Annotated in this window: 40 protein-coding genes; 3 read left to right on the top strand and 37 right to left on the bottom strand. The window is 45.0% G+C overall.

The features are described 5' to 3' along the window. The first annotated feature begins 2 nt into the window (after positions 1-2). Both FC96_RS04190 and FC96_RS04185 read left to right on the top strand, forming a co-directional pair. Positions 3-1202, top strand: a complete 1200-nt coding sequence (locus FC96_RS04190; RefSeq protein ID WP_056942103.1) for an aminotransferase-like domain-containing protein — start codon at positions 3-5, stop codon at positions 1200-1202. A gap of 215 nt (positions 1203-1417) precedes the next feature. Further along, complete coding sequence (locus FC96_RS04185; protein ID WP_082593264.1) at positions 1418-2899, top strand: MFS transporter; 1482 nt, start codon at positions 1418-1420, stop codon at positions 2897-2899. 59 nt (positions 2900-2958) lie between these two features. Here FC96_RS04185 and FC96_RS04180 read toward each other — a convergent pair whose 3' ends face one another. From FC96_RS04180 to FC96_RS04150, 7 genes are all read right to left on the bottom strand, one after another. Next, positions 2959-3588 carry a hypothetical protein gene (locus tag FC96_RS04180; protein ID WP_054659465.1) on the bottom strand — a complete coding sequence of 210 codons (630 nt, stop codon included), beginning with the start codon at positions 3586-3588 and terminating at the stop codon, positions 2959-2961. Positions 3589-3764: 176 nt separating this feature from the next. Beyond that, positions 3765-4157 carry a 30S ribosomal protein S9 gene (gene rpsI, locus FC96_RS04175; protein WP_054659463.1) on the bottom strand — a complete coding sequence of 131 codons (393 nt, stop codon included), beginning with the start codon at positions 4155-4157 and terminating at the stop codon, positions 3765-3767. 13 nt (positions 4158-4170) lie between these two features. Beyond that, the gene (rplM, locus tag FC96_RS04170; RefSeq protein ID WP_054659461.1) at positions 4171-4614 is read right to left on the bottom strand and encodes a 50S ribosomal protein L13; all 444 of its coding nucleotides are present in this window, start codon (positions 4612-4614) and stop codon (positions 4171-4173) included. A 132-nt stretch (positions 4615-4746) separates the two neighbouring features. After that, positions 4747-5541: a tRNA pseudouridine(38-40) synthase TruA gene (gene truA, locus FC96_RS04165; RefSeq protein WP_056942102.1), complete on the bottom strand. Its 795-nt coding sequence runs from the start codon at positions 5539-5541 to the stop codon at positions 4747-4749. Between the two features lie 14 nt (positions 5542-5555). After that, the gene (locus tag FC96_RS04160) at positions 5556-6356 is read right to left on the bottom strand and encodes an energy-coupling factor transporter transmembrane component T family protein (RefSeq protein WP_056942101.1); all 801 of its coding nucleotides are present in this window, start codon (positions 6354-6356) and stop codon (positions 5556-5558) included. After that, on the bottom strand, positions 6349-7224 hold the full coding sequence (locus FC96_RS04155; protein WP_054659459.1) for an energy-coupling factor ABC transporter ATP-binding protein: 876 nt from the start codon (positions 7222-7224) through the stop codon (positions 6349-6351). The genes FC96_RS04160 and FC96_RS04155 overlap by 8 nt, the downstream gene beginning before the upstream one ends. Further along, entirely contained in the window at positions 7200-8033 is an 834-nt protein-coding gene (locus FC96_RS04150; RefSeq protein WP_056942177.1) for an energy-coupling factor ABC transporter ATP-binding protein, read from the bottom strand. The genes FC96_RS04155 and FC96_RS04150 overlap by 25 nt, the downstream gene beginning before the upstream one ends. Positions 8034-8245: 212 nt before the next feature. On the opposite strand from FC96_RS04150, the gene FC96_RS04145 reads away from it, so the two are divergent. Further along, a complete protein-coding gene (locus tag FC96_RS04145; protein ID WP_056942176.1) occupies positions 8246-9889 on the top strand; it encodes an NAD(P)/FAD-dependent oxidoreductase in 1644 nt (547 codons plus the stop codon). Between the two features lie 246 nt (positions 9890-10135). Here FC96_RS04145 and rplQ read toward each other — a convergent pair whose 3' ends face one another. The 30 genes from rplQ to fusA form a co-directional block, all read right to left on the bottom strand. Beyond that, positions 10136-10519, bottom strand: coding sequence for a 50S ribosomal protein L17 (gene rplQ / locus FC96_RS04140; RefSeq protein WP_054659457.1), 384 nt, complete (start codon positions 10517-10519; stop codon positions 10136-10138). A gap of 26 nt (positions 10520-10545) precedes the next feature. Further along, positions 10546-11493 carry a DNA-directed RNA polymerase subunit alpha gene (locus tag FC96_RS04135; RefSeq protein WP_054659455.1) on the bottom strand — a complete coding sequence of 316 codons (948 nt, stop codon included), beginning with the start codon at positions 11491-11493 and terminating at the stop codon, positions 10546-10548. Positions 11494-11578: 85 nt separating this feature from the next. Then, on the bottom strand, positions 11579-11968 hold the full coding sequence (rpsK, locus tag FC96_RS04130; RefSeq protein ID WP_056942100.1) for a 30S ribosomal protein S11: 390 nt from the start codon (positions 11966-11968) through the stop codon (positions 11579-11581). A 25-nt stretch (positions 11969-11993) separates the two neighbouring features. Beyond that, positions 11994-12359, bottom strand: a complete 366-nt coding sequence (gene rpsM / locus FC96_RS04125) for a 30S ribosomal protein S13 (RefSeq protein ID WP_054659451.1) — start codon at positions 12357-12359, stop codon at positions 11994-11996. A gap of 29 nt (positions 12360-12388) precedes the next feature. Beyond that, on the bottom strand, positions 12389-12508 hold the full coding sequence (gene rpmJ / locus FC96_RS04120) for a 50S ribosomal protein L36 (RefSeq protein WP_056942099.1): 120 nt from the start codon (positions 12506-12508) through the stop codon (positions 12389-12391). 47 nt (positions 12509-12555) lie between these two features. Then, positions 12556-12771 (bottom strand): translation initiation factor IF-1, encoded by a 216-nt coding sequence (infA, locus tag FC96_RS04115; protein ID WP_010619611.1) that lies wholly within the window; start codon positions 12769-12771, stop codon positions 12556-12558. Between the two features lie 139 nt (positions 12772-12910). Next, the gene (locus tag FC96_RS04110; protein ID WP_279403662.1) at positions 12911-13564 is read right to left on the bottom strand and encodes an adenylate kinase; all 654 of its coding nucleotides are present in this window, start codon (positions 13562-13564) and stop codon (positions 12911-12913) included. Between the two features lie 58 nt (positions 13565-13622). After that, positions 13623-14939 carry a preprotein translocase subunit SecY gene (gene secY, locus FC96_RS04105; RefSeq protein WP_054659447.1) on the bottom strand — a complete coding sequence of 439 codons (1317 nt, stop codon included), beginning with the start codon at positions 14937-14939 and terminating at the stop codon, positions 13623-13625. Further along, on the bottom strand, positions 14939-15376 hold the full coding sequence (gene rplO / locus FC96_RS04100) for a 50S ribosomal protein L15 (RefSeq protein ID WP_054659446.1): 438 nt from the start codon (positions 15374-15376) through the stop codon (positions 14939-14941). Before rplO ends, secY begins: the two co-directional genes overlap by 1 nt. A 31-nt stretch (positions 15377-15407) precedes the next feature. Continuing rightward, the gene (gene rpmD, locus FC96_RS04095) at positions 15408-15590 is read right to left on the bottom strand and encodes a 50S ribosomal protein L30 (protein WP_054659444.1); all 183 of its coding nucleotides are present in this window, start codon (positions 15588-15590) and stop codon (positions 15408-15410) included. Positions 15591-15603: 13 nt separating this feature from the next. After that, on the bottom strand, positions 15604-16107 hold the full coding sequence (gene rpsE, locus FC96_RS04090; RefSeq protein ID WP_054659442.1) for a 30S ribosomal protein S5: 504 nt from the start codon (positions 16105-16107) through the stop codon (positions 15604-15606). 21 nt (positions 16108-16128) lie between these two features. Then, positions 16129-16494 carry a 50S ribosomal protein L18 gene (gene rplR, locus FC96_RS04085; RefSeq protein WP_054659440.1) on the bottom strand — a complete coding sequence of 122 codons (366 nt, stop codon included), beginning with the start codon at positions 16492-16494 and terminating at the stop codon, positions 16129-16131. A gap of 27 nt (positions 16495-16521) precedes the next feature. Next, complete coding sequence (gene rplF / locus FC96_RS04080) at positions 16522-17058, bottom strand: 50S ribosomal protein L6 (RefSeq protein WP_056942098.1); 537 nt, start codon at positions 17056-17058, stop codon at positions 16522-16524. A gap of 30 nt (positions 17059-17088) precedes the next feature. Continuing rightward, positions 17089-17487, bottom strand: coding sequence for a 30S ribosomal protein S8 (gene rpsH, locus FC96_RS04075; protein ID WP_054659436.1), 399 nt, complete (start codon positions 17485-17487; stop codon positions 17089-17091). Between the two features lie 30 nt (positions 17488-17517). Continuing rightward, positions 17518-17703: a type Z 30S ribosomal protein S14 gene (locus FC96_RS12690; RefSeq protein ID WP_082593255.1), complete on the bottom strand. Its 186-nt coding sequence runs from the start codon at positions 17701-17703 to the stop codon at positions 17518-17520. 16 nt (positions 17704-17719) lie between these two features. After that, the gene (gene rplE, locus FC96_RS04070) at positions 17720-18262 is read right to left on the bottom strand and encodes a 50S ribosomal protein L5 (RefSeq protein ID WP_054659434.1); all 543 of its coding nucleotides are present in this window, start codon (positions 18260-18262) and stop codon (positions 17720-17722) included. 25 nt (positions 18263-18287) lie between these two features. After that, positions 18288-18599, bottom strand: a complete 312-nt coding sequence (gene rplX, locus FC96_RS04065) for a 50S ribosomal protein L24 (RefSeq protein WP_054659432.1) — start codon at positions 18597-18599, stop codon at positions 18288-18290. A gap of 31 nt (positions 18600-18630) precedes the next feature. Then, positions 18631-18999 carry a 50S ribosomal protein L14 gene (rplN, locus tag FC96_RS04060; protein WP_054659430.1) on the bottom strand — a complete coding sequence of 123 codons (369 nt, stop codon included), beginning with the start codon at positions 18997-18999 and terminating at the stop codon, positions 18631-18633. A 45-nt stretch (positions 19000-19044) separates the two neighbouring features. Next, positions 19045-19311 carry a 30S ribosomal protein S17 gene (rpsQ, locus tag FC96_RS04055; protein WP_054659428.1) on the bottom strand — a complete coding sequence of 89 codons (267 nt, stop codon included), beginning with the start codon at positions 19309-19311 and terminating at the stop codon, positions 19045-19047. A 26-nt stretch (positions 19312-19337) separates the two neighbouring features. Then, positions 19338-19532, bottom strand: a complete 195-nt coding sequence (gene rpmC, locus FC96_RS04050) for a 50S ribosomal protein L29 (protein WP_054659426.1) — start codon at positions 19530-19532, stop codon at positions 19338-19340. Continuing rightward, a complete protein-coding gene (gene rplP / locus FC96_RS04045) occupies positions 19522-19956 on the bottom strand; it encodes a 50S ribosomal protein L16 (protein WP_054659424.1) in 435 nt (144 codons plus the stop codon). Before rplP ends, rpmC begins: the two co-directional genes overlap by 11 nt. Before the next feature lie 2 nt (positions 19957-19958). Further along, positions 19959-20627 carry a 30S ribosomal protein S3 gene (gene rpsC / locus FC96_RS04040; protein ID WP_056942097.1) on the bottom strand — a complete coding sequence of 223 codons (669 nt, stop codon included), beginning with the start codon at positions 20625-20627 and terminating at the stop codon, positions 19959-19961. Between the two features lie 3 nt (positions 20628-20630). Then, the gene (rplV, locus tag FC96_RS04035; protein ID WP_054659420.1) at positions 20631-20987 is read right to left on the bottom strand and encodes a 50S ribosomal protein L22; all 357 of its coding nucleotides are present in this window, start codon (positions 20985-20987) and stop codon (positions 20631-20633) included. Positions 20988-21002: 15 nt separating this feature from the next. Continuing rightward, positions 21003-21281 carry a 30S ribosomal protein S19 gene (gene rpsS, locus FC96_RS04030; RefSeq protein WP_056942096.1) on the bottom strand — a complete coding sequence of 93 codons (279 nt, stop codon included), beginning with the start codon at positions 21279-21281 and terminating at the stop codon, positions 21003-21005. Positions 21282-21330: 49 nt separating this feature from the next. After that, a complete protein-coding gene (gene rplB / locus FC96_RS04025; RefSeq protein WP_054659416.1) occupies positions 21331-22167 on the bottom strand; it encodes a 50S ribosomal protein L2 in 837 nt (278 codons plus the stop codon). A 29-nt stretch (positions 22168-22196) separates the two neighbouring features. After that, entirely contained in the window at positions 22197-22484 is a 288-nt protein-coding gene (gene rplW / locus FC96_RS04020) for a 50S ribosomal protein L23 (RefSeq protein ID WP_056942095.1), read from the bottom strand. After that, positions 22484-23107 (bottom strand): 50S ribosomal protein L4, encoded by a 624-nt coding sequence (gene rplD / locus FC96_RS04015; protein ID WP_054659414.1) that lies wholly within the window; start codon positions 23105-23107, stop codon positions 22484-22486. Before rplD ends, rplW begins: the two co-directional genes overlap by 1 nt. A gap of 17 nt (positions 23108-23124) precedes the next feature. Beyond that, positions 23125-23760, bottom strand: coding sequence for a 50S ribosomal protein L3 (gene rplC, locus FC96_RS04010; RefSeq protein ID WP_056942094.1), 636 nt, complete (start codon positions 23758-23760; stop codon positions 23125-23127). Positions 23761-23802: 42 nt separating this feature from the next. Then, positions 23803-24111 (bottom strand): 30S ribosomal protein S10, encoded by a 309-nt coding sequence (gene rpsJ, locus FC96_RS04005; protein ID WP_056942093.1) that lies wholly within the window; start codon positions 24109-24111, stop codon positions 23803-23805. Between the two features lie 263 nt (positions 24112-24374). Beyond that, positions 24375-26474 carry an elongation factor G gene (gene fusA, locus FC96_RS04000; protein WP_056942092.1) on the bottom strand — a complete coding sequence of 700 codons (2100 nt, stop codon included), beginning with the start codon at positions 26472-26474 and terminating at the stop codon, positions 24375-24377. Positions 26475-26542 lie beyond the last annotated feature (68 nt).

Here is a 26542-nt window from a genome sequence, read left to right as displayed (position 1 = left end):
ATATGAACTATCAATTCTCAACCCGCGTTCCCAAAACAAATGAAGATCCCGTTGGTAACATTTTAAAGGTGGCTGGTTCTAGTGATGTTATCTCCTTTGCCGGCGGACTGCCCGCACCAGAGCTCTTCCCCGTCGAAGCCCTAAAAAAAGTGACAAATGAAGTTTACGACCAGGAAGGCCGAAGCGCATTGCAATACTCAATTGCTGCTGGCTACCCGAAACTGCGTGAACAGATTGTGGCGCGCATGGCCCAGTCCGGAATCAACACTACGGTTGATAACGTCATGATTTCGACTGGTTCCCAGCAGTCCATTGATTTAACCGCCAAAATGTTCATTAATCCTGGCGATACCGTCATCGTCGAACAACCCACCTATCTGTGCGCTCTTGATGTTTTTCGGTCATACGGGGCAAACTTAGTCGGCGTTGAGATGGATGACGATGGCATGAAAATGATGGCCTTAGAGACTGCTCTGCAAGCCCATCCAAATACAAAGTTTATTTATACAATCCCGAGTTTTCAAAATCCGACTGGCCGAACAATGTCCGTGGCACGTCGTCAAAAAGTGATTGAACTGGCGGAAAAGTACGACGTGATCATCTTGGAAGATGATCCGTATGGCGCAATTCGATTTGCTGGAACCGCCGTTGCCCCCATTAAGCACTTTGATCAGTCCGGCCGGGTCATTTATATGAGCACATTCTCTAAAATTTTGGCACCTGGTATGCGATTAGGCTGGATTGTTGCTGACACCGCACTGATCAAAAAATTTACACTAATGAAACAGTCGGCTGATGTCCACTCCGATAATCTGACCCAACACATCGTGGCTCGTTTCATGGCAGAGTACGACATTGACGCCCATATTCAAAAGATTCAATCAGTCTATGGTCAGCGCGAACGCGTCATGGTAGCTGCGATGGCGGAACATTTTCCTGCATCCGTTCACTACTCCCGGCCGGAAGGTGGTCTCTTCATTTGGGTTGAGATTCCCGGTAACATTGACACTCAGGCCCTATTTGAGACTTGCATTGCCCACAACGTCGCCTTTGTGCCAGGAGACCCTTTCTACCCGAACGCCGCCACACCGGGGACATTTCGCCTAAACTATTCCACGATGGCCGAAGACCAAATCAAGATTGGAATTGAACGATTAGGCACCGCCATTAAGGAAACGATGGCCAACGCCGTCAAAGTTTAAGCCGTCCCACCACACATAATGCTTTATTCCATTTCATTTGAAATGACACATCGTTCAACCAGGACACCCTGAGAAATCGGGGTGTTTTTATTGTCATCACAAAATTAAACCGGTTACATTAGTAATTTCAGCTAAAGTCATGTTTGTTTACGCACCAATAAGTTGTACGATAGATAGCGTACTGCATTTACTTATAACCGAAAGAAGCGACCACCTTGTCAAAACGAAGTATTTTTATTGTCACCTGCGCCCTGCTTCTGTCGAACGCCATGAGCGGACTGGACAACACCATTATCAACACAGCACTACCCGCTATTATTTCGGACCTTCACGGCCTTGAACTGATGGGTTGGATCGTCGCTGTATTCTTACTTGGAACGGCTGTTAGCACGCCATTATGGAGCAAATTAGGCGAACATATCGGCAACAAGCGGAGTTATCAGCTCGCTGCCGCTTTTTTTGTGGTTGGCTCCTTTTTACAGGGAATAGCCCCCAACATCTACTTTCTAATTATCACTCGCGTCATTGCCGGCATTGGTAACGGCGGCATGGTCTCACTGCCCTACATTATCTACGCTCACCTTTACAAAAATCCTCGCAAGCGGATGCAAGTTTTGGGATTTGTCTCTGCAAGTTACAGTATGGCCACCATCATCGGCCCACTTGTCGGTGGTTACATTGTCGATACTTTCAGCTGGCACTGGGTATTTTACATCAACGTCCCAATTGGTCTCATATCCGCCTTTCTGGTCCAGCTCTATTACAAGACAACGCTATCCTTAGATCACAAGAGTCCGGTGGACTATGCTGGTGCCACGCTAATGACCCTAGGATTGATTAGTCTCCTCAGCGCCCTTGAAATAATGGGGAGCGCGCCATTACGGCAACTCATCGTGGCATTGACCATTGCTGCAGCTTGCTTTGCTGGTATGGTTAGCGTCGAAAAGCGGGCAGTCGATCCCATTATTCCGGGACGGCTCTTTACAAACTTACCACTCATGATTGACTTTGGCTTATTTGCATTAATCTGGGGAGCCTTCATTGGCTTTTTAATTTATAGCCCCATGTGGGCCCAAGGTCTGCTAGCAACAAGCGCTCTGATTGGGGGAGCAACTCAAATTCCGAGTTCGATCACTGATTTCCTTGGCTCTGGATCGGTCGCCCCGCTTCGCCGGCTTATCCGACCGCAACAGGTGATTGCAATTGGGATTTTGACCCTAGTTGTATCATTCTTGCTGTTGGTTTTAATGGGCGTTAAAACGCCCTACTGGGTCTTGTTAGTCGCCGGCGCCTTCGAAGGCTTCGGCAATGGCGCCTGTTTTAATGAACTACAAGTGAAGGTCCAACAAGACGCCGCATTTTCAGACGTCCCTGTCGCCACGTCCTTTAGCTTTCTCATTCGAATGCTGAGTCAGACCTTTACGGCCTCATTATTTGGTCTTCTGATGAATAACGCCCTACGCACCGGGGTCAATCAGTCTAACGGTCAAATTACGATGCGGATGATGAATAAGCTTAGCGACGCAGCCAGCGTCAACGAGCTACCCCATCAACTCATCCCCCAAATGCGAATTATTTTACATGCCGGCTTGCACCATATTATGCTAGTGGCCCTCATCTTAATGCTCATTGCCCTCGGCATTAACATCTGGGCCCAACACTTAGAAAAATTAAAATACGCCCGCTTAAGTGAGTAGGCGTCATCAAAAATCCCGTTAACTTGGCTAATAGTTAGTCAAATTAACGGGATTTTTAATTAGTTATAGGCGTGGTTTGATGCATCAATCTGACCCTGATTGGGGTCAATTTCAACCCTCAGCAGTACCGGTCGACCGGCCTCAGGACCTTCTAAATAAACCTCACGGTGTTGGGTTTCTGACAGACGTTTTAAGCCCCGATCTGCGATAGCTTGTCTTAGCGTCTCAACCGCCTGACTATCAGTTGTGAGCGAGTCGGCACTGAAACTTTGAATTTCAGTCCCTTCGGCTAAATTTTCGAACTGAACCTCTGGCCCTAGTGGACCAACATCGAGCTGATCCCTAGCCTGCTTGAGGTTAGCTGCCGATACAAATAACGGTTGCTTGAGCCAAATTTTAAACGCATGCCGGTCATCAACTGTTTCACCACCCGACCAGACGGCTTGTACTGGGTAGGGGCGGTAGCTCTTAAATCGATCAATATGAATGCCGCCATCGGGACCGTCACTAATCTTTTGGGCCAAACGTTCTACAGCTCTGGCTTTTTCTTGAAATTCCGAATCAGCAGTCCGCTGGTCAGCAACGCCACTAATCGTCAAGTAACTCCGCGTTGTTAACGTGACAAAGCTCGGTGTTGCTGATCTGGAATACTCATTCGTTTCTGCAATTTGCCAATCAAACTGAACCATGATATGATCTCCCTGCAATCATGACATCCTAACATTCCTATTTGACATGCATTATGCACTATTAACCGCCTAAAGGCCAAAAACTTGTTCAGAAATTTTAGAAAGATTAAGGTAGCGGCAAATAAAAAAACATGCCTCCACATGGCATGTTTTTAAAATGCGTAATATATTTGATATTAACGCTTTGAGAATTGTCCAGCCTTACGGGCTTTCTTCAAACCTGGCTTCTTACGTTCCTTCATACGAGCGTCACGGGTCAAAAGACCAGCGCGCTTCAAAGGACCACGGAAATCAGGATCAACTTCGAGCAAAGCACGGGCGATCCCATGACGGGTTGCACCGGCTTGGCCTGAGAAGCCACCACCGTTAACGTTAACTAAAACGTCGTAGTTACCAAGCGTTTCAGTAACGTTAAATGGTTGAACAACTACTTCACGTAAGTTAGCAAATGGAATGTAATCTTCAATTGCCTTGTCGTTCATGACAATCTTACCAGTTCCTGGTACTAAACGTACACGAGCAACTGAGTTTTTACGACGGCCTGTGCCGCGATATTGTACTTGAGCCAATTCAATTTCCTCCTTAAATTAGGTTAGTAATGTCCAAAACTTCAGGCTTTTGAGCAGCATTGTTATGTTGATCGCCAGCATAAACGTGAAGCTTCAAGCCAATGTTGTGACCTAATGAAGTATGAGGAAGCATTCCCTTGACAGAAGTTTCAATCAGTTTTTCTGGATCATTCGCACGGAAATCACCAGCAGTGCGTTGCTTTAAACCACCTGGGTGGTTCGTGTGGTGATAGTAGATCTTATGAGTAGCCTTCCGACCCGTTAAAGCAACCTTTGAAGCGTTGATCACGATGACGTGATCACCAGTATCGACATTAGGGGTGAACGTAGGCTTGTTCTTGCCACGTAAGATGTTTGCAACTGCAGATGCGAGACGACCCAAAGGTACGTCAGTTGCGTCAACTACATACCACTTGCGATCCACGTCACCTGGTTTAGCCATAAATGTTGTACGCACAATATATTCCTCCATATTCTGTGTTTGTTTGACACCAAAACAACAAGTTTCCGGGGCTTATCGTGGGGCAAACAATACCAACAACCATAATACGAATTTTCGTCGGTAAAGTCAACCTCAAATTAATACTTTCTAACGTTGATGCTTAGGTAATTTGGTAGGATGCGCTGGATCATCGCCCTCGTAATAAACGTGTTTCAGGTAAAGACCGCTAGCTGGCACCGTTCGGCGCGCATATCGGCGGTCATTGATCCGGTAGAGTTCCTGAATGCCATCGACAGGCCGGGTCCCGGCACCAATTTCAACAAGGACGCCAACCATGATTCGCACTTGATTATATAAAAAACCATTCCCATAGAATTCAAATACCAGCTCATTTTGAATTTCATCGATTTTGGCGGTGGCCTCATAGATTGTTCGATAATTCGTACGCGCACTGGATCCAGACGCAACAAAGCTCGTAAAATCATGTTCACCGATTAAATCGTTCAAGGCCGTCCGAATCTTCTTAAGGTCAACCGGGAACTTCCAGTGCCCGGTATAATGACGCTTAAAGGGATTACGGAACTCACCAAGGTCCATGCGATAAACGTAACGCTTACCTGAAACGTCATATCGGGCGTGAAACTGGTCACTAACTGCCGAGACCTTCAACACTTCCATATCCACTGGCAGCATACTATTTAATCCCTTACGCATGTTTTCAGTTTTCATTGGAAAGGGAAAATCAAAGTGCACCACTTGCCCAAGTGCATGGACGCCCGCATCCGTCCGACCGGAACCGTAGATGACAATAGCCGGTGTTGGCATTTTCGCCATTTTATTAACCACTCGTGTCAGTTCACTTTCCACCGTCCGTTGGTTAGGTTGCCGCTGAAAACCGGCAAAATTGGTGCCATCGTAAGCAAGTGTTACTTTATATCTCAAATTCAAAATCCTCTCTAAGTCAATTGTCGAAGGGCAATCACCAGTCCGGCCATGATAACAAAGCCAACCAGGCTAATAGTGTCTGCTGATCGCCATTTTAATTGCCGGTACTTTGTCCGGTTCTCGCCATCCCGGTACCCCCGGGCTTCCATTGCAATGGAAATATCAACCGCTCGTTGAAAAGCGTTAACAAACAAGGGAATTAAAATCGGAACAATGGTTTTGATTTGTTGGCGCAAACCACCACTGCCAAAATCAACCCCGCGCGAGCGTTGAGCATTCATAATTTTAGTTGCCTCATCCATCAACGTGGGCACAAACCTCAGAGAAAGAGATAACATCAGCGCTAAGGTAGCGACCGGAAAATGAACTTTTCGTAGCGGATTTAACAATGATTCAATCCCGTCTGCTATCGCCAACGGCTGAGTCGTAAAAGTCAATAATGTGGAAATTAAGATGATGAGCACAAACCGCATTAAAATGAGTCCAGCACTCACTAGACCATCATGGGTGATGGAAAAAACACCCCATTGCCAGTAGACGTGGCCACCAGCACCAAAAAAAATTTGAATAACAACGGTAAATAATAGCAACCAAAAGAGTGGCCGCAATCCACGAATGAAGATTCGAGCAGGAACCGCCGCTAATATAATTGAGCCTAATAAAACAACGGTTAAGAGTAAGTAAGTCCAGAAATTATTTGCGAAAAAAACAACCCCAATGTAGATAAAACAAAGCAATAATTTAGCTCGCGGATCTAGCCGATGAACCCATGAATTTCCCGGGATGTAACGGCCAAACATGAAATTATTCATTGTGCTGCCCCCCTTTAAGCGGTAGCTGAGGCGCTAACTGCGCAACCAATGCTTCTTCAGTTAAGGGGAGTGGGTCAAAATGAAAGCCGTGCTGCGATAATTGGGCGGCAAATTCAGCCGCACTGGGCAGGGCTAATTGATGATCAGCTAACCAATTCGCATCGCTAAATACTGTTTGTGGGGTCCCCTGCTTAACGACGGCCCCCTTAGCCATCACGACCACGTTTTGGGCGTACCGGGCCACGTCATCCATTTGATGGGTAATTAAAACGATTGTCATCTGCTGTTCACGTTGCAGCTTGGTGACTAAGGTCATGACATCACGCCGCCCTCGCGGATCCAAGCCTGCCGTTGGTTCGTCAAGCACTAACACATCCGGTCTTAACGCCAAAACCCCAGCAATTGCGACCCGCCGCATTTGCCCACCTGACAACTCAAACGGTGACCGTGTCAATAGCTCATCGGCTAACCCAACCTGCTTTGCTGCTTGCTGGGCCATCTCGGTGGCCGCCTGCGACGTTACACCAAAGTTCTGGGGGCCGAATGCGATGTCTTTAAGAACCGTTTCTTCAAACAACTGATTCTCAGGAAACTGAAACACAATTCCAACGGTCTTTCTAAGCGGTTTAAGGTGCTTATTAGAGGTTTTGGCATCAATGGTCCGATCGCCAATCAAAACGCGTCCTGTGGTCGGTTTTAGAAGCGCATTAAGGTGTTGAATGAGCGTTGACTTACCAGACCCTGTATGACCGATAACCGCCGTAAATTGGCCACTAGGAATCGTCAGTGACACGTCTTTGAGCGCCTGAAAAGCAAATGGTGTGCCTGGTTGATACCAAAACCCTACTTTGTCAAACGAGATTTCCATAACCAGTCTGCAAGGCTCCCTTCGTCAAGATAGTGTGCAGGTACCGCAACCCCACGCTGTGCTAACAACTCGGTTAATTTCGCCGAAAACGGCACATCAAGGCCCATGGCAATCAGGTCTGAGCCATGTTCAAATAAGGCCTGTGGCGTGGCTTCTTCAATAAAGCGACCATCGTCAATCACCAAGATTCGGTCGGCTTGCGCGGCTTCGTCAATATCGTGAGTGATTGATAAAACGGTAAGATTCAATTTCTGCTTGAGCGTCTTAATGGTGTTTAAAATATCTGAACGACCTTCTGGGTCCAACATGCTAGTCGCTTCATCCAAAATTAAAATTTTGGGGGCAACCGCCATCACACCAGCAAGGGCGACCCGCTGCTTCTGCCCACCGGATAGTCTAGCGGGTTCACGATCCCGAAATTCCCACATACCAACCTGCAGAAGTGCTTCTTTAACCCGTCGAATCATCACGTCTCGAGAGACGTGGCGATTTTCCATTCCAAACGCGACATCGTCGGCAACCGTAGCCCCGACAAACTGGTTATCAGGGTTTTGAAAAACCATTCCAATGGTCTCCCGAACATCCCAAACACTGGCTTCGGTCAGTCGGGTTCCGGCAATGTCAATCGTGCCCGAATCAGCTGCCAAAATACCAATGAGTAATTTGGCTAACGTACTCTTGCCACTCCCATTGTGGCCAACAATGGCGACCCAGTCACCAGCCTCAACGTCAAACGTCACATCATTAACGGCCGGCGCTTCACTTTGTGCATATTGATAAGTTAAATTTGAGACAGAAATAATTGCCAAGCCATCGGCCACCTCTCCATAAAGTCAACCGTCATTATAACAAATCCTCCGTTATAAAGGTAGTTTGCTCAATTTTATTTTGAAAAGAACGTGCGATATTATTAGACATTGCGTCATGATAACCCTATAATTGAGTATGATAAGATAACGCTATCATTTTCAGCATTTATTCAACTCATCTTATCCATAATATTATTTGGGGGGTTATGCAATTGGCTAAAAACATTGTCGTTGTAGGGGCTGGCTTCGCTGGCGTCTACGCAACTAAGAAGCTTGCCAAGCGCTTTAAATCAAATCCTGATGTCACAATCACATTGATTGATCGACATTCGTATTTCACATACTTGACGCAACTCCACGAGGTTGCCACTGAGCGGGTTCAACCAGACGCCGTCAAATATGACTTGGAGCGCCTGTTCCACCATGCAAAAAACGTGCAGTTAGTGACGGATAACGTGACTGCAATCGATAAGGAAAACAAGCAAGTTCATGGTGAACATAGCACTTATGATTTCGACAGTTTAATCATTAGTATGGGGGGCGAACCAAATGACTTTGGGACGCCAGGCGTTAAGGAAAATGGGTTTACACTTTGGTCGATGGAAGACGCGATTGCTTTACGCGATCACATCGGCGACGTCATTCGTCGGGGGGCAGCTGAGCAAGATCCAGAAAAACGCAAGGCCTTATTGACGCTGGTTGTCTGTGGATCCGGCTTTACTGGTGCTGAAACCGTCGGCGAGTTGATTGAATACCGCGAAGTACTCGCTAAGGAAAACCGACTAGATCCAAGTGAGATTAAAGTTATCTTGGTTGAAGCCGCACCAACTATCATTAACATGCTGGACCGCACAAATGCAGGCCACGCTGAAAACTTCTTGAAGAAAAACGATATCGAAATTCGGACGTCTTCAATGATCACTCAAGTCAATCCCGATACTGTTGAAATTAAGGACCAGTCTCCAATCGCAACTAACACGTTGATTTGGACAGCTGGGGTTAAGACCAATCACACCGCTGACGAATTTGGCATCGAAGCCGGCCGTGGCGGTCGCTTAATTACTAACAAGTACCTACAAGCTCAGGGCTTCGAAGATAAAAGTATCTACGTCGCCGGCGACGATGCGAACGCCACTGAAGAAGGCGCTGAACGGGCCGTTCCACAAACTGCTCAGGAAGCTGAACAAGAAGCCCTCATTGTGGCCCATAACGTTGCCGAAGACATTAACGGCGCCACTAATTACAAAGAATTCAAAGATAAGAATATGGGCTTCACCGTTTCATTTGGTTCAAAATACGGAATCGCCCAAGTCTTTGGCGGAAAGCGGTTCAGAGGTCGCTTCGCCACACTGATGAAGCACGGCAGTAATCTCTTGTATTTCATGCGAATTGCTTCCATGTATTATACTTGGAAATATTTCATGGACGAATTTTTCAACGTTGAAAACGGCCGAACCGTTTTCGGTTACAACACCTCTCGCCGTAGCAATGTCCTTTGGTCACTACCCCTTCGTTTATACTTTGGGATTGCACTCTTCATTGACGGATTAGCAAAAATGAACGGCGATTCAAGTTGGTTGGTCATGGGACATTCAGGATTCGGAATCTGGGAATTAATCTTAGGTTGCTTGATTTTCTTTGGATTGGCAACTTGGTGTGCAAACTTCATTGTCATCATCTGCTTCTTTATTTTCCTACATTCATGGGCAACTGTTTGGGTCTTATTTGTCGCTTTTGCACTGATGAATGGATCCGGTCGGTCGTTCGGATTAGACCTGTGGTTTGTCCCGTGGTTACAAAAAACCTTAGGCAAATGGCGTTATGGAACTCAGCGGTCCATCTATAAAAATAAATAGCCAAAAAGGCTCGAGCGTTCAAAATCGCTCGAGCCTTTTTAATCTCTATTGATTAGTATCACACTAACTTGTTTTGATGAATCTAGTTGCAAAACGACACAAAAAAATCACTACCAAGTAGCGGGTGCTCGATCCAAAGACCGCATTCAAGCTAGACTCGAAGTCACCTTCAACATCATAACGCTTTATACCCAAAACTCGGTGTGATTCTATTGTTTTCACCAATAAGGTGAGTGATTATTTGGTTTAATCAACCAATTGTAAGATAACCATTGGGGCACCATCACCACGACGAGGCATAGTCTTCATGATGCGAGTGTAACCACCATTACGGTCAGCATACTTAGGTGCGACATCGCTAAATAGTTTTTGAAGTGCAGTTTGGATTTTAACATCGTCCCCGTCTTCTTTAACATCAGCAACAACGTCACGTAAGAAAGTAGCGGCTTGACGACGAGCGTGCAAGTCACCGCGCTTACCTAAAGTGATCATCTTGTCAGTCGTTGAACGAACTTCCTTGGCACGTGCTTCAGTTGTTTGGATCTGACCGTGAATGATTAATTCAGTAGTCAAGTCGCGAAGCAGCGCACGACGTTGTGAACTGGCACGTTGTAATTTACGATAACTCATTGGTTAGTAACCCTCCTTTGATTTAATTAGTCTTCTTTACGAAGTGATAACCCAAGATCAGATAGCTTGTTTTTAACTTCTTCCAATGACTTCCGGCCTAAGTTACGAACCTTCATCATATCGGCTTCAGTTTTGTTGGTCAACTCTTGAACAGTGTTGATTCCAGCACGTTTTAGACAGTTGTATGAACGAACGGAAAGGTCCAATTCCTCAATTGTCATTTCAAGCATCTTTTCTTTGTGGGTTTCTTCCTTTTCGACCATGATTTCGGCATTCTTAGCTTCGTCAGTTAAATCAACAAACATCGCTAAGTGTTCAGCTAAAATCTTAGCCGCCAGACTGATTGACTCACTTGGCGTAATCGAACTATCCGTCCAAACATCCAGAGTCAGTTTGTCATAATCGTCGCGTTGACCAACCCGCGTGTTTTCAACTTGATAGTTAACACGTTCAATTGGGGTATAAATAGAGTCAATAGGCAAAACGCCAATTGGCATGTCTCCGTTCGCCTTGTTTTGGTCGGCAGAACGATATCCACGGCCCTTGTTTGCAGTCATTCGCATATGGAAAGTAGCACCCTCAGCGACGGTTGCAATATAGAGATCAGGATTCAAAATGGTTACATCACTGTCGGCACTAATGTCAGCAGCGGTAACTTGAGCAGGTCCCTTAACGTCAATTTCCATTGACTCAATTTCGTCATCTGGCCCTTCGAGCTTCAACGAAATCTTCTTTGTGTTCAAAATGATCTGTGTGACGTCTTCAACGACACCCTCAATAGTTGAGAATTCGTGTAGCACGCCATCAATCTGAATACTGGTAACAGCTGCTCCTGGCAATGAGGACAGTAAAATTCGACGGAGAGAGTTCCCTAAGGTTGTCCCGTAGCCACGTTCCAGTGGTTCTACGACGAACTTACCGTAGTCATCGCTTTCTTCAATTTTGTGAATGTTAGGCTTTTCGAATTCAATCATTCTTATCTTTTACCCCTTTCAAACGCGTTGAGCCTTGTGATAAGTCCCATCATTTAGTAATAGCAAATCTCTCAAAAAAGACCCACTATACCCGACGGCGCTTCGGAGGACGAGAACCATTGTGAGGAACAGGTGTTACATCACGAATGGCAGTAACTTCGAGTCCAGTAGCTTGTAAGGCACGGATTGCAGCTTCACGACCTGAACCAGGACCCTTAACAGCAACTTCAACAGACTTCATACCGTTTTCCATAGATGCCTTACCTGCAGCTTCAGCAGCCATTTGAGCGGCGAACGGAGTAGACTTACGTGAACCCTTGAAGCCTAATGAACCAGCTGATGACCATGAAATTGCATTACCCTGCATATCAGTGATCATAACTAAAGTGTTGTTAAATGTTGAATGAATGTGAGCAACACCAGACTCGATATTCTTTTTTACACGACGCTTACGTGTAGTTCTTCTAGTTGCCATGAAATGTCTTTACCTCCTTTTTAAATTATTTCTTCTTACCGGCAATAGCGACAGCCTTACCCTTACGAGTACGGGCGTTGTTCTTCGTGTGTTGGCCACGAACTGGCAATCCACGACGGTGACGCATGCCACGGTATGAGCCAATTTCTTGAAGGTTCTTAATGTTCATGCTGACTTCACGACGTAAGTCACCTTCGACCTTGTAAGTGTCAACGGCTGCACGAATCTTGTCTTCATCATCAGGGGTTAAGTCACGAACGCGAACGTCTGGTGAGACACCCGTTTCAGCGATGATCTTTTCAGCAGTACTGTTACCAATACCGAAAATATAAGTTAAGCCAATGACAATACGCTTGTCACGTGGCAAGTCAACTCCAGCAATACGAGCCATTAAAGTGCACCTCCTATTTAATAATTAGATTATTTACCTTGACGTTGTTTATGCTTAGCGTTTGCTGAGCAGATAACCATTACTCGGCCTTTACGCTTGATGATCTTACAGTGATCACACATTTTTTTGACAGATGGTCGTACCTTCATCGTCTATATACCTCCTAATGTCCTAATGCAAACCGAAAAATATCGATTTATTTAAATCGATACGTGATGCGTCCCTTGGTCAAATCATACGGAGACATCTCCACAGTAACTCGGTCTCCAGGTAAAATACGAATGTAGTGCATTCGTATTTTACCGGACACGTGTGCTAATATCTCATGACCGTTTTCTAGTTCGACCCGAAACATTGCGTTTGGCAAGGTTTCAGTAACCTTACCTTCGACTTCGATGACATCTTTCGCCACAAAAGTACCTCCATTTCAATTTGTTCAATTACAGACCAAAAAAGGTCTTTGGATTCTCGTTCATAATTTTGACGCTAACCTGAGTTAGTTTACCATACGAACTTAAACAACGCAAGCAAATCCAACGACCGGAGATCTCTTATGCCAATAGATCTAAGATCTTCTTGATGTCACTGTAAACAACGTCGATATCCCGATCACCATCAACAGTGTGCAACAACCCTTTTTGTTGATAGAAATCAACTAAGGGGGTGTTCATCTTGACGTTAACAGCTAATCGATTTTTAACTGTTTCAGGTTTATCATCTTCTCGTTGGTAGAAATCATGCCCGCCACAAACATCGCAAGTTCCTTCTACTTTTGGCATATGGTACAACTTGTGATAAGTTGCGCCACATGTCCGACAGATGAAACGACCAGAAAGTCGTTCGATTAACACATCAGGTTCAACGTGAATGTTGATAACAGCGTCAACTGGTCGATCAAGTTCATGACCGAAAGTATCCAAAGCTTGTGCTTGTTCAATAGTCCGTGGATACCCATCCAACATGTAACCAGCGGCAACGTCGTCTTGCGCGAGTCGATCAGCAACAATTCCATTTGTTACTTCGTCAGGCACCAAGTCACCTTTGTCGATATACTTCTTGGCTTCAATTCCCATCTTGGTTTCGTTTTTCATGGCATCCCGAAAGATGTCACCAGTCGAAATATGAGGAATGTTGAAGTCTTCAACAATTTTTTGGGCCTGCGTACCCTTACCGGCACCAGGCAAACCCATTAAAATTAGGTCCATTGACATTTAATTACCTCCTTAAACGTTTCAGAATAATCTAACTAAAAGTGAGTTAACATTATTCTGCTGGGCGAGGATCTTGAATGAAACCAACGTACTGCCGTTTCATCATCAATCCTTCGATTTGTTGAATCGTTTGAATAGCAACACCAACAACAATCAAGAGGCTGGTACCACCCAAACCGATTGACTCATCTAAATCCCAAACGTTTTGAGCAATTAATGGAACCAATGCGACAAAACCAAGGAACAAAGCCCCGACTGTACTCAACCGCATAAGCAAGTTTGAAACGTACACTTGGGTCTCATGACCTGGCCAAACCCCTGGAATATAACTCCCTTGCTTCTGTAAGTTTTCTGATAGCTTTTCAGGGTTAACCTGAACAAAGGCATAGAAGAAAGTAAACAGAATAATCAAGATCGTGTATAGGGTAATCCCACCAGTCGAATTCATGTTGAAGATATTTGTCATCACTTGATACCAAGTGTCTTCAGAATGGTTATTTGCAAATGCCATCAGAATTGTCTGTGGCGTCGCAATAAATGAACTAGCAAAAATAACCGGGATAACACCTGCCACATTGACCTTCAACGGTAAGTAACTGCTGTCTTGATTACCAGTTACTCGGCGAGTGTATTGAATCGGGATCTTTCGATCAGCTTGTTGAACCCAAGTGACGAAAGTTGTAATAATCAAAACCGCAATAATAATGACGGCAATGATTAAAACACTCTGCCAAATCGCAGAATTCCCTGAAACATTCACGAAGTAGTCTTGATACAACTTGTAAGCCCCAGTAGGCATTCTGGCGATAATCCCAGCAAAGATAATCATTGAAACCCCATTACCCAAGCCGTGATCCGTAATCATGTCACCCATCCAAGTGGTTAACATGGTCCCACCAGTTAGAATTAGACCAATCATCATGTAGGTCTTAGCCCCAGGATGTTGCACCAAATTCAAACTACTTAACGTGTTAAAACCTGCGGTAATCCCAATCGATTGAACAAATGCCAATATAATTGTTAAGTACCGCGTGTGTTGGTTTAACTTTCGACGCCCAACTTCACCTTGTTTACTCCATTCGACATACTTAGGAACAATGTCCATTTGCAGTAATTGGATAACAATTTGAGCAGTGATGTAAGGTGAAACCCCCATCGCAAAGATAGAGTAGTTGGTCAACCCACCACCACTGAAAATGTTCAAAATGCTAACTAACCCAGAAGACGCAACGCTTTGTAGTGCCTTTGCATTGACCCCAGGAACGGTGATAAACGAGCCAATCCGAAAGACAACCAAAACAAATAGTGTAAAGAGGATCTTATTTCTAATATCCTTTACTTTAAACGCGCTTTTCATGGTTGAAAGCATTAGATCACCTCAGTTTTACCGCCTGCAGCTTCGATTGCTGACGTTGCGCTAGCCGAAAACTTGTTGGCCTTAACAGTCAGTTTCTTAGAAATTTCGCCGTTACCAAGAATCTTGATACCGTCTTTTTCGTTCTTAACGATGCCAGTTTCAACAAGTGCTGCAGGTGTTACCTCAGCACCATCTTCAAACCGGTCATTCAAAGTCGTTAAGTTAACAACTGCATATTCCTTGCGGTTGATGTTTGTAAAACCACGCTTTGGGATCCGACGGTACAATGGCATTTGGCCACCTTCGAAACCTAAACGCGTTTTGCTACGAGCTTTTTGCCCCTTTTGACCGCGACCTGACGTTTTACCATTACCAGCAGAACGACCGCGTCCTTTACGAGCACGTGAGAAGCGTGAACCTTCTGACGGTTGTAATTCGTTCAAATTCATGAATTTAGGCACCTCCTTAATTTAAATATGATTATTTAACTTCTTCAACTTTGATTAAGTGAGCGACTTGGAACAAGGCGCCACGAGTTGCTTCATTGTCCGGAAGAACGTTAAAACTGTTAACTTTCTTCAAACCTAAAGCTTCAACGATCTTACGTTGTTTAGGAAGACGGTGAGCAGCACTTCGAACCAAAGTAACCTTTAATTGAGCCATGTTGATCTTCCTCCTATTCAGCTAAGTGTTGAACTGAAACACCACGTAAATCAGCGACTTCTTCGGCACGCTTCAAGGCTTTAAGACCTTCAAAAGTAGCACGGATTGCGTTGATTGGGGTATCTGAACCTAATCGTTTACTGGTAACATCGTCGACACCGGCCAATTCCATGACGGCACGAACAGCGCCACCGGCAGCAACTCCAGAACCTTCAGCGGCTGGCTTCAAAAGAATCCGACCACCATCGTAAGTTCCGATGATTTCATGAGGAATCGTCGTACCAACGATTGGGATTTCAATCAAGTTCTTACGAGCAGCTTCAACAGCTTTACGAATTGCTTCTGGAACTTCTTGAGCTTTACCAGTACCAAAACCAACGTGACCGTGATGATCGCCCACAACAACTAATGCTGCGAAACGAAGCCGACGACCACCCTTAACGACTTTGGTAATACGGTTGATTGCAACAACGTTATCTTCAAGGTCCAACTTTTCAGGATCGATAAACTTTGCCATTAGTGGTTATTCCTCCCTTTCTTAGAATTTCAAGCCGTTTTCGCGGGCTGCTTCAGCTAAAGCTTGAACCCGGCCGTGGTAAAGGTAGCCACCACGATCAAAAACAACATCTGAGATTTTCTTGTCGTTAGCACGGGTTGCAATTAACTTACCGACAGCTTGTGCTTGTTCAGTCTTGTTTGCACCCTTTACTTCACTATCTAATGTCGAGGCACTGACCAGCGTCACACCCGCTACGTCATCAATTACTTGAGCGTAGATGTTTTTGTTAGAACGGAATACATTTAAGCGTGGGCGCTCTGCAGTACCAGAAATCTTGTTCCGGACACGCATATGACGCTTTTGACGTGTCTTGTTTTTATCTGGTTTCGAAATCAAAATAGTCACCTCTTTAAATTAATGATGAATCTAATGTTACTTACCAGTCTTACCTTCCTTAAGGCTGATGTGTTCGTCTTCGTAACGAATACCTTTACCCTTGTAAGGTTCTGGTGAGCGAACGGCACGGATTTCAGCTGCGAAGTCACCGACTTCTTGCTTGCTAATGCCGCTGATCTTGATGGTGTTGTTGTCAGGAACTTCAAGCGTTAATGCTTCAGGAACTTCCATTTCAACGGGGTTTGAGTAACCAACACTCAACGTCAAGGTTTTACCTTTCAATTGAGCACGGTACCCAACACCGACAAGCTTAAGTGTCTTAGCGAAACCATTCGTTACCCCTTCAACCATGTTGTTGAAGTTAGCACGAGTTGTTCCGTGGATGGCACGGGTCTTGTTGTTATCGTCTGGACGATCAAAGTTAACTTCACCGTCGGCAACGTTCATCGTGATGATTGATGAAAAAGTACGAGTAATTGTCCCCTTCGGGCCTTTTACAGTAACCTCATCACCATCGCGTTTAACGTCAACGCCTTCAGGAATAGTTACAGTTTTATAACCAATACGACTCATTTAGTAGGCACCTCCTTGCAGTTTTTTAAATTACCATACGTAGGCGAGAACTTCGCCGCCAATTTTTTTAGCGCGTGCTTCTTTATCAGTGACAACACCTTCTGATGTTGAGATGATTGCGATACCTAAACCGTTAAGCACTTTCGGTACTGAATCTGATTTGACATAAGTCCGCAAACCAGGTTTTGAAATACGCTTCAAACCTGAAATAACGCGTTGCTTATCGCGACCGTACTTAAGAAATACGCGGATGATACCTTGCTTATCATCATCGATGTATTCAACATCGCGAATAAAGCCTTCACGCTTTAAAATTTCAGCAATGTCACGTTTGATTTTTGAGGCAGGAACTTCTAATGATTCGTGGTATACCATGTTGGCATTACGAATCCGAGTTAAGAAGTCTGCAATTGGGTCAGTCATGGACATTAACGTTTATCCTCCTTTTGAGTGTTATTTTTACCAGCTGGCTTTTTTCATGCCAGGAATTTGGCCCTTGTGAGCAAGTTCCCGTAAGCAAAGTCGGCATAAGTGGAATTTTTGATAAACTGAGTGTGGACGTCCACAACGCTCGCAACGCGTGTAGTTTTGCGTTGAGTACTTAGCTGGTCGTTGACTCTTTACAACTAATGATTTTTTAGCCACAATATAACCTCCTTGATTACTTAGTAAATGGCATGCCAAGTTGTGTTAACAACTCGCGAGATTCTTCATCTGATTCAGCGGTAGTGACGATAACGATATCCAAACCACGAACGCGGTTAACGTTATCGTAATCAATTTCTGGGAAAATCAATTGTTCACGTACACCCAATGTGTAGTTCCCACGACCGTCAAAAGCCCGTGAACTAACACCATGGAAGTCACGAACTCGAGGCAATGAAACGTTGATCAGCTTGTCAAGAAATTCGTACATGCGTTGGCCACGTAAAGTGACTTTGGCACCAATCGCGTTACCTTCACGTAAACGGAAACCGGCGATTGACTTTTTGGCCTTGGTAATCAATGGCTTTTGCCCAGCAATCAAGGTCAATTCTTCAACGGCTTCATCTAAGTTCTTGGCGTTTGCAACGGCATCACCAACACCCATGTTCAAAACAATCTTTTCAAGCTTAGGTGCTTGCATGATTGAAGAGTAACTGAACTTTTCGATCATTGATGGCACGATTTCTTTTGTATATTTTTCTTGTAAACGACTCGTCATTAGTTAATGTTGCCTCCTTTCGGCATTATTTGTCGATGGTTTCGCCAGACTTTTTAGCGTAGCGAACCTTCTTCTCATTTTCAACGCGGTAACCAACACGGGTTGGTTGGTTTGATGAAGGGTCAATCAACATTACGTTAGAAACGTGGATTGGCGCTTCAACTTCAACGATACCGCCTTGAGGATTTGATTGAGAGGCTTTTTGGGCCTTCTTGATCATGTTGACGCCTTCGATAACGACGCGGTCCTTAGCGGCGATTGTCTTAGTGACAGTCCCCTCTTTACCTTTGTCCTTACCAGCGATTACACGAACTTTATCACCAGTTTTGATGTTCATCCTGTTTGGCACCTCCTTATTTTCGAAACGATTACAGCACTTCTGGTGCTAATGAAACGATCTTCATGTAGTCATTGTCACGTAATTCACGCGCAACCGGTCCGAAAATACGAGTACCTTGTGGACTCTTGTCATCACGGATTAAAACTGCAGCGTTTTCGTCAAACTTAATGTATGAGCCGTCTGCCCGACGTACACGTGAAGTGGTGCGGACGATAACTGCCTTAACGACGTCACCCTTTTTGACAACGCCACCTGGTGTTGCTTGTTTGACAGTAGCGACAATCACGTCACCAATACCTGCATAGCGACGCTTTGAACCGCCCAACACTTTAATAGTTAAGATTTCGCGGGCACCAGAGTTATCAGCGACTTTTAAACGAGATTCTTGTTGGATCACCGTAAGTGTCCTCCTTTCACAATTAAGTAAATTGAATACGATAAATTAGATGATAACTGACTTTTCGACAACTTGAAGTAACCGGAAACGAACGGTCTTAGACAACGGCCGGGTCTCCATGATTTCTACAAGGTCGCCCATTTTAGCTTCGTTGTTCTCATCACGAGCTTTGTATTTCTTCGTGTACTTGATCCGCTTGCCGTATACTGGGTGGTTCTTGTAAGTTTCAACCGCAACAGTAATCGTCTTGTCCATCTTGTCAGATACGACACGACCACGGTAAGTCTTACGAGCATTACGTTCTTCAGCCATTAATAGGTTCCTCCTTTATCGTATTCTTACTTGTTTAATTCTTGTTCGTGGAGAACTGTCTTGATCCGCGCAATGTTCTTACGCACTTGCTTCAAACGAGCAGTGTTTTCTAATTGACCAGTAGCCAATTGGAAACGGAGGTTGAACAATTCATCTTTGTAACTCTTTTCTTTTTCAAGCATTTCAGCAGTGGTTAATTCTTTAATTTCTTTAGCCTTCATTTGATTCGCCACCTACTTCCTCGCGTGTTACGGTCTTAGTCCGAACCGGAAGCTTCATAGCAGCTAACCGCAGGGCTTCGCGAGCGACTTCTTCAGAAACGCCGCCAACTTCGAACATAACCTTGCCGCGCTTAACTGGTGCAACCCAACCTGCAGGGGCACCCTTACCATTACCCATCCGAACACCAACACCTTTTTCAGTGTAGGATTTGTGAGGGAAAATCTTGATCCAAACTTTACCACCACGCTTCATGTAACGCGTCATAGCAATACGAGCTGCTTCGATTTGACGGTTGCTAATCCAGCTTGAATCTAATGCTTGCAAACCGTATTCGCCGAAAGCAACTGATTTGCCGCCTTTTGCTTCACCGCGTAACTTACCACGGTGCTCACGACGGAACTTAACCCGCTTAGGTACTAGCATGCTTATTTCCCTCCTTGTTCGTTAGAGTTTTGTTCGTTAGGCTTTGCTGGCAAAATTTCGCCACGGTAGATCCAAGTCTTAACACCTAATGAACCGTATGTTGTGTGGGCTTCTACCCATGCATAGTCGATATCTGCACGTAATGTGTGCAACGGCACTGTTCCGTCTGAGTAAGATTCTACCCGCGACATGTCAGCCCCGTTTAAACGACCGGCAACCTGGGTTTTAATACCCTTTGCACCAGACCGCATTGTCCGTTGCATTGCACCACGCATTGCACGACGGAATGCGACCCGACCTTCAAGTTGACGAGCGATGTTTTCGCCGACCAACTTAGCATCCAAATCAGGCTTCTTGATTTCGATGATGTTGATGTGTACTCGTTTGCCAGTTAAGTTGTTCAATTCCTTACGGAGATTTTCAACTTCTGACCCACCCTTACCGATAACCATACCAGGCTTAGCAGTATGAATTGAGATGTTGACGCGGTTAGCGGCACGTTCAATTTCAACTGTTGACACTGAGGCATCTGCAAGGCGCTTTGCGATATATTTCCGGATTTTAAGGTCTTCGCCTAAGTAGGCAGCAAAATCTTTTTCAGCATACCATTTTGCTTCCCAGTCGCGAATAATACCGACACGTAATCCGGTTGGATTAATCTTTTGACCCACGCTTTACCCCTCCTCTTTATCTGATACAACTACTGTAATGTGACTAGTCCGTTTGTTGATTGGTGAAGCAGAACCTTTTGCACGGGGACGGAACCGCTTAAGCGTTGGTCCTTCGTTAACAAAAACTTCGCTGACAACCAAGTCAGTACGGTCTAAATCAAAATTGTTTTCTGCGTTAGCAACTGCAGACATTAGAACTTTTTCAACGACTGGTGAAGCACCGCGAGGGGTAAACTTCAAAATAGCAATCGCTTCTGCCACACTTTTGCCTCTGATAAGATCAACAACAAGGCGGACCTTACGTGCGGCAATACGAACAGTTCTCGCAGTTGCCTTTGCTGATGTCACTTGTTCAGCCATTTGATATCCTCCTTATTATGCTCGTGTCTTCTTATCGTCGCCGCCGTGGCCACGGAAAGTACGAGTTGGTACGAATTCACCTAATTTGTGACCAACCATGTCTTCTTGAATGAATACTGGAACGTTCTTGCGACCATCATAAACCGCAATGGTGTAGCCAATAAAGCTAGGGAAGATGGTTGAACGACGTGACCAAGTTTTGATAACAGACTTTTTGTCTGAATCTTTTTGGGCATCGATCTTCTTCAATAAATGCTCATCGGCGAATGGTCCCTTTTTTAAACTACGACCCATTTAGATGTCCCTCCTTACAAGCGAGATTAAATACAATTAAGTTAATTTATTATTTACCCTTACGGTGACGAACAATAAATTTCTCGGTTTGTGCCTTCTTCGAACGAGTCTTCTTACCGGCAGTCTTCTTACCCCATGGAGATAATGGTGATGGACGACCAATAGGTGCTTTACCTTCACCACCACCATGAGGGTGATCGTTAGGGTTCATAACAGACCCACGAGATTGAGGACGCTTGCCGATCCAACGGTTACGACCAGCTTTACCGACGTTAACCAGTTCGTGTTCTTCGTTACCAACAGTTCCAATAGTGGCACGGTTGACAGCTAAAACCCGACGAACTTCACCAGAAGCCAAGCGAATTAACACGTACTTGCCTTCCTTACCAAGTAATTGCGCTGAAGTACCGGCTGAACGGACCAATTGGCCACCGTGACCAGGCTTCAATTCAATATTGTGGATGGTTGTTCCGACTGGGATATTTTGTAATGGCAATGCATTACCGACCTTAATATCAGCTTCAGTTCCTGATTGAACCTTATCGCCAACCTTTAACCCCTTAGGAGCTAAGATGTAGGCCTTAATACCATCTTTGTAGACCAACAAAGCAATGTTTGCGGTCCGGTTTGGATCGTATTCGATAGCTTTAACCGTAGCAGGAACGTTGTCCTTATTACGCTTGAAGTCGATAATCCGGTATTGGTTCTTGTTCCCACCGCCGCGGTGACGAACAGTCTTATGACCGTAGTTGTTACGACCGGCAGTGTGACTCTTTGATTCTAACAATGACTTTTCGGGCGTTGTCTTCGTGATAACATCACTGTAGACAAGGCTAGTCATATTACGCCGACCATTGCTGGTTGGTTTATATGTCTTAATCGCCAAGTGAATTCCCTCCTATTACGATAGATTAATTATTCTTCACCGAATAATTTGATTTCTTCTGAATCAGCAGACAAGGACACAATGGCCTTCCGACGCTTCTTGGTAAACCCAACGAAACGACCTTGACGCTTCTTCTTACCTTTAACGTTCATGATGTTAACTTTAACAACCTTAACGTTGAAGATTTCTTCAATTGCTTTTTTAACTTGTGTTTTAGTTGCCCGAACGTCAACATCAAATGTATAACGCTTGTCATCAAGCAAATCAGTTGATGCTTCAGTAATGACCGGACGTAAAATAATATCGCGTGCTTCCATTATGCGAGCACCTCCTCAATTTGAGAAAGAGCAGTTTGCGTCATAACCAGCTTCTTGCTGTTAATCACGTCAAGCACGTTAATCCCTTTAGCATCAATTACCTTAACGTTGTCAAGGTTACGAGCTGCTAATGCGGCATTTTCGTTGTCTTCCTCAAGAACCACTAATGTTTTTTCAGAAACGTTCAAACCAGCAAGGGTTTGGGCAAATGCCTTGGTCTTAGGTGCGTCAAAACTTAAAGCATCAACAACAACTAAGGCGTTATCAAGTACCTTTTGTGATAAGACCGACTTCAAAGCCAACCGAGTCACTTTCTTTGGTAAGTGATAAGCATATGAACGAGGTGTAGGACCGAAGACGGTACCACCACCAACCCAGATTGGTGAACGAGTCGAACCAGCACGGGCACGACCAGTACCCTTTTGACGCCATGGCTTCTTACCACCACCACGAACAGCACTACGGTTCTTGACCGCATGAGTTCCTTGGCGAAGTGAAGCGCGTTGCATCAAAACAGTGTCAAACACAACGTTATCGTTTGGTTCAACGGCGAAAATGGCATCGTTTAAAGTAACGTCACCATTTTGACTGCCGTCTTGTTTAAATAAAGTTACACTAGTCATCTACGTTTCCTCCTTTCCTATTTCTTTGGTGCGCGAACCGCGCTCTTAACTTCGATGAATGATTTGTTTGCGCCTGGGACATTCCCCTTGATCAACAACACATTGTTGTCGACATCGGCACGAACAATTTGCAAGTTCTGAATAGTAACCGTCTTGTTACCCATGCGACCTGGCAATTTCTTACCTTTGAACACACGGTTGATAACGGCCCCTAAAGAACCTGGACGACGGTGGTAACGAGAACCGTGGGTTTCAGGGCCCCGGCTTTGGCCGTCTTTATGGATGTTACCTTGGTAACCATGACCCTTTGTAGTACCAGTGACGTCAACGTACTCACCGGCTTCAAAGATGTCCGCCTTGATTTCGTCTGCTACCTTGTAATCTCCCAGCTCAACATCTTTGATTTCATGAATGAAGCGCTTAGGAGTCGTATTTGCTTTTGCTACATGACCTTTTTCTGGTTTGTTGCTCAAAACGTCGCGCTTGTCGTCGTAACCCAATTGAATGGCTTCGTAACCGTCGTTTTCCAGTGTTTTCACTTGTAAAACAACGTTAGGCGTGGTTTCAACAACAGTAACTGGGATCAATTCCCCGTTATCAGTAAAGACTTGCGTCATACCGACTTTTTTACCTAAGATTCCTTTTCTGGTCATGAGTACACCTCCGATATGTTGTATTGTTTAAAATAGTTAAAATTAAAGCTTGATTTCGATATCTACACCTGAAGGCAAGTCTAACTTCATCAATGAGTCAACTGTCTTTGGCGTTGGGTTAACAATATCGATTAACCGTTTGTGCGTACGCATTTCAAATTGCTCACGCGACTTCTTGAACTTATGTGGTGAACGAAGCACCGTGTACACAGTCCGTTCCGTTGGTAACGGAATAGGACCTGAGATTTCAGCGCCCGTACGCTTAGCAGTTTCGACAATCTTGTCAGCAGATTGGTCTAAAATGCGGTGTTCATAAGCCTTCAAACGGATACGAATTTTTTGTTTTGCCATTGGATTCCCTCCTTACGTCTATTTTCAAAATTAGACTAACTCCGTGGAAATTACCGCCACCCCTCGTGGCAAAGCGGCCGGGTGTGTCGCAACCTTCCACATCATCGCTCTATTAGCACTGCCACAAGGGCACAGACTGCCCCTGAAATTCAGCACCTATCTATAATACTAAATAAATGCCCATCTGACAAGGGTTTATCGTTATTTTTTTAAAGGATCAAAAAATCGCCCACATCTCGACGATGTAGGCGATCATTTAAAAATTATTCAGAAACTGGTGTGCCACCATTCTTCTTAATAATTTCTTCTTGGATCGACTTTGGAACTGGTTCGTAGTGGTCAAAGACCATCGTAAACGTCCCACGACCCTGTGAGGCTGAACGCAATGTCGTTGCGTAACCAAACATTTCTGACAATGGAACAAACGAGTGAATCAATTGAGCATTCCCACGTGCTTCCATACCATCAACTCGGCCACGACGAGCAGTTACTTGACCCATGATATCGCCCATGTATTCTTCAGGAACAACAATGTCGACTTTCATGATTGGTTCTAGGATAACTGGTCCAGCAGACTTAGCGGCGTTCCGTAAGGCGATTGAAGCGGCAACCTTGAAGGCAGCTTCACTAGAATCGACTTCGTGATAACTACCATCGTACAACTTGGCCTTAACGTCAATCAATGGGTAACCGGCAAGAACACCATTTTCCATTGATTCCTTCAAACCTTGTTCAACTGATGGAATGTATTCACGAGGAACAACACCACCGACAATGGCATCTTCGAATTCGAAGCCCTTGCCTTCTTCGTTTGGTTCGAATTCGATCCAAACATCACCGTATTGCCCTTTACCACCTGATTGACGAACAAACTTACCTTGTGCCTTAGTAGCCTTGGTAAATGCTTCACGGTAGGCAACTTGAGGTGCACCAACAGTTGCTTCAACCTTGAATTCACGCTTCATCCGGTCAATGATGATATCCAAGTGCAATTCACCCATTCCGGCAATCAAAGTTTCACCGGTTTCAGGGTTAGTTTCTGCACGGAACGATGGATCTTCTTCAGAGAGCTTTTGCAAAGCATTATTCATCTTGTCTTGGTCAGCCTTAGTCTTAGGTTCAACCGCAACCTGAATAACTGGGTCTGGGAATTCCATTGATTCCAAGTGAAGTGGGTGGTCAACGTCGGTTAAAGAGTCACCAGTAACGGTGTTCTTTAAGCCGATAGTGGCTGCGATGTCACCTGAAAAGACTTCTGGAATTTCTTGACGAGAATTCGAGTGCATTTGCAGCAAACGACCAACCCGTTCACGCTTATCCTTAGTGGCGTTTAAGACGTATGAACCTGATTCCAAGGTTCCTTGGTATACCCGGATAAACGTCAAACGACCAACGAATGGGTCAGTAGCAATCTTAAATGCCAATGCAGCGAAAGGTGCATCGTCGTTGGCAATTAAGTCAACTTGTTCGCCAGTATCAGGATCAGTTGCTGGGTATGGCTTCACGTCAAGTGGTGAAGGCAAGAAATCAACAACCGCATCAAGCATCATTTGAACACCTTTGTTCTTGAAAGCTGAACCAGCCAAAACTGGGAACATTTCAAGGTTCAAGGTTGCCTTACGGATAGCAGCCTTGATTTCAGGGATCGGAATTTCTTCACCGTCAAGGTACTTTTCCATGATGCTGTCATCAACGTCAGCGATTTGTTCAATCATAGCATCACGGCGCTTTTGGGCTTCTTCCCGGTATGCTTCTGGCACGTCAACAACGTCCCATTCAGTTCCCAATTCGTCTTCGTCATAAATATCGGCCTTCATTTCAATCAAGTCGATAATCCCTTCGAAGTCGTCTTCGGCACCGATTGGCATTTGGATAGCCAAGGCATTGGCTTGGAGACGGTCCTTCAATGATTCCACAGAAGCATCAAAGTCGGCCCCCAACTTGTCCATCTTGTTGGCAAAAACGATACGGGGAACATTGTAGTCAGATGCTTGACGCCAAACCGTTTCAGTTTGGGGTTCAACACCAGCTTGGGCATCCAACACCGCAACGGCACCATCAAGCACCCGCAATGACCGTTCAACTTCGATTGTGAAGTCCACGTGTCCTGGGGTATCAATGATGTTAATTCGGTGGCCTTTCCATTCAGCGGTCGTAGCAGCTGAAGTGATGGTAATCCCACGTTCTTGTTCTTGTTCCATCCAGTCCATTTGTGAAGCTCCATCATGAGTTTCACCAATTTTATGGATTTTACCAGTGTAATACAGGATCCGTTCAGTCGTTGTGGTCTTACCAGCATCGATATGAGCCATGATCCCGATGTTACGCGTCTTTTCTAGTGGAAAAGCTCGAGTATTAGCCATGTTTAGTCTGTAACTCCTCTCAGTTTAATCACCTACAAATAGGGGCGGCCGTAGCCACCCCCTCCTAT

The organism is Secundilactobacillus kimchicus JCM 15530 (assembly GCF_001433995.1).
Classification (GTDB): domain Bacteria; phylum Bacillota; class Bacilli; order Lactobacillales; family Lactobacillaceae; genus Secundilactobacillus; species Secundilactobacillus kimchicus.
The sequence above is the reverse complement of the archived record's forward strand: the minus strand, read 5'-3'. Positions and strand labels throughout refer to the sequence as shown.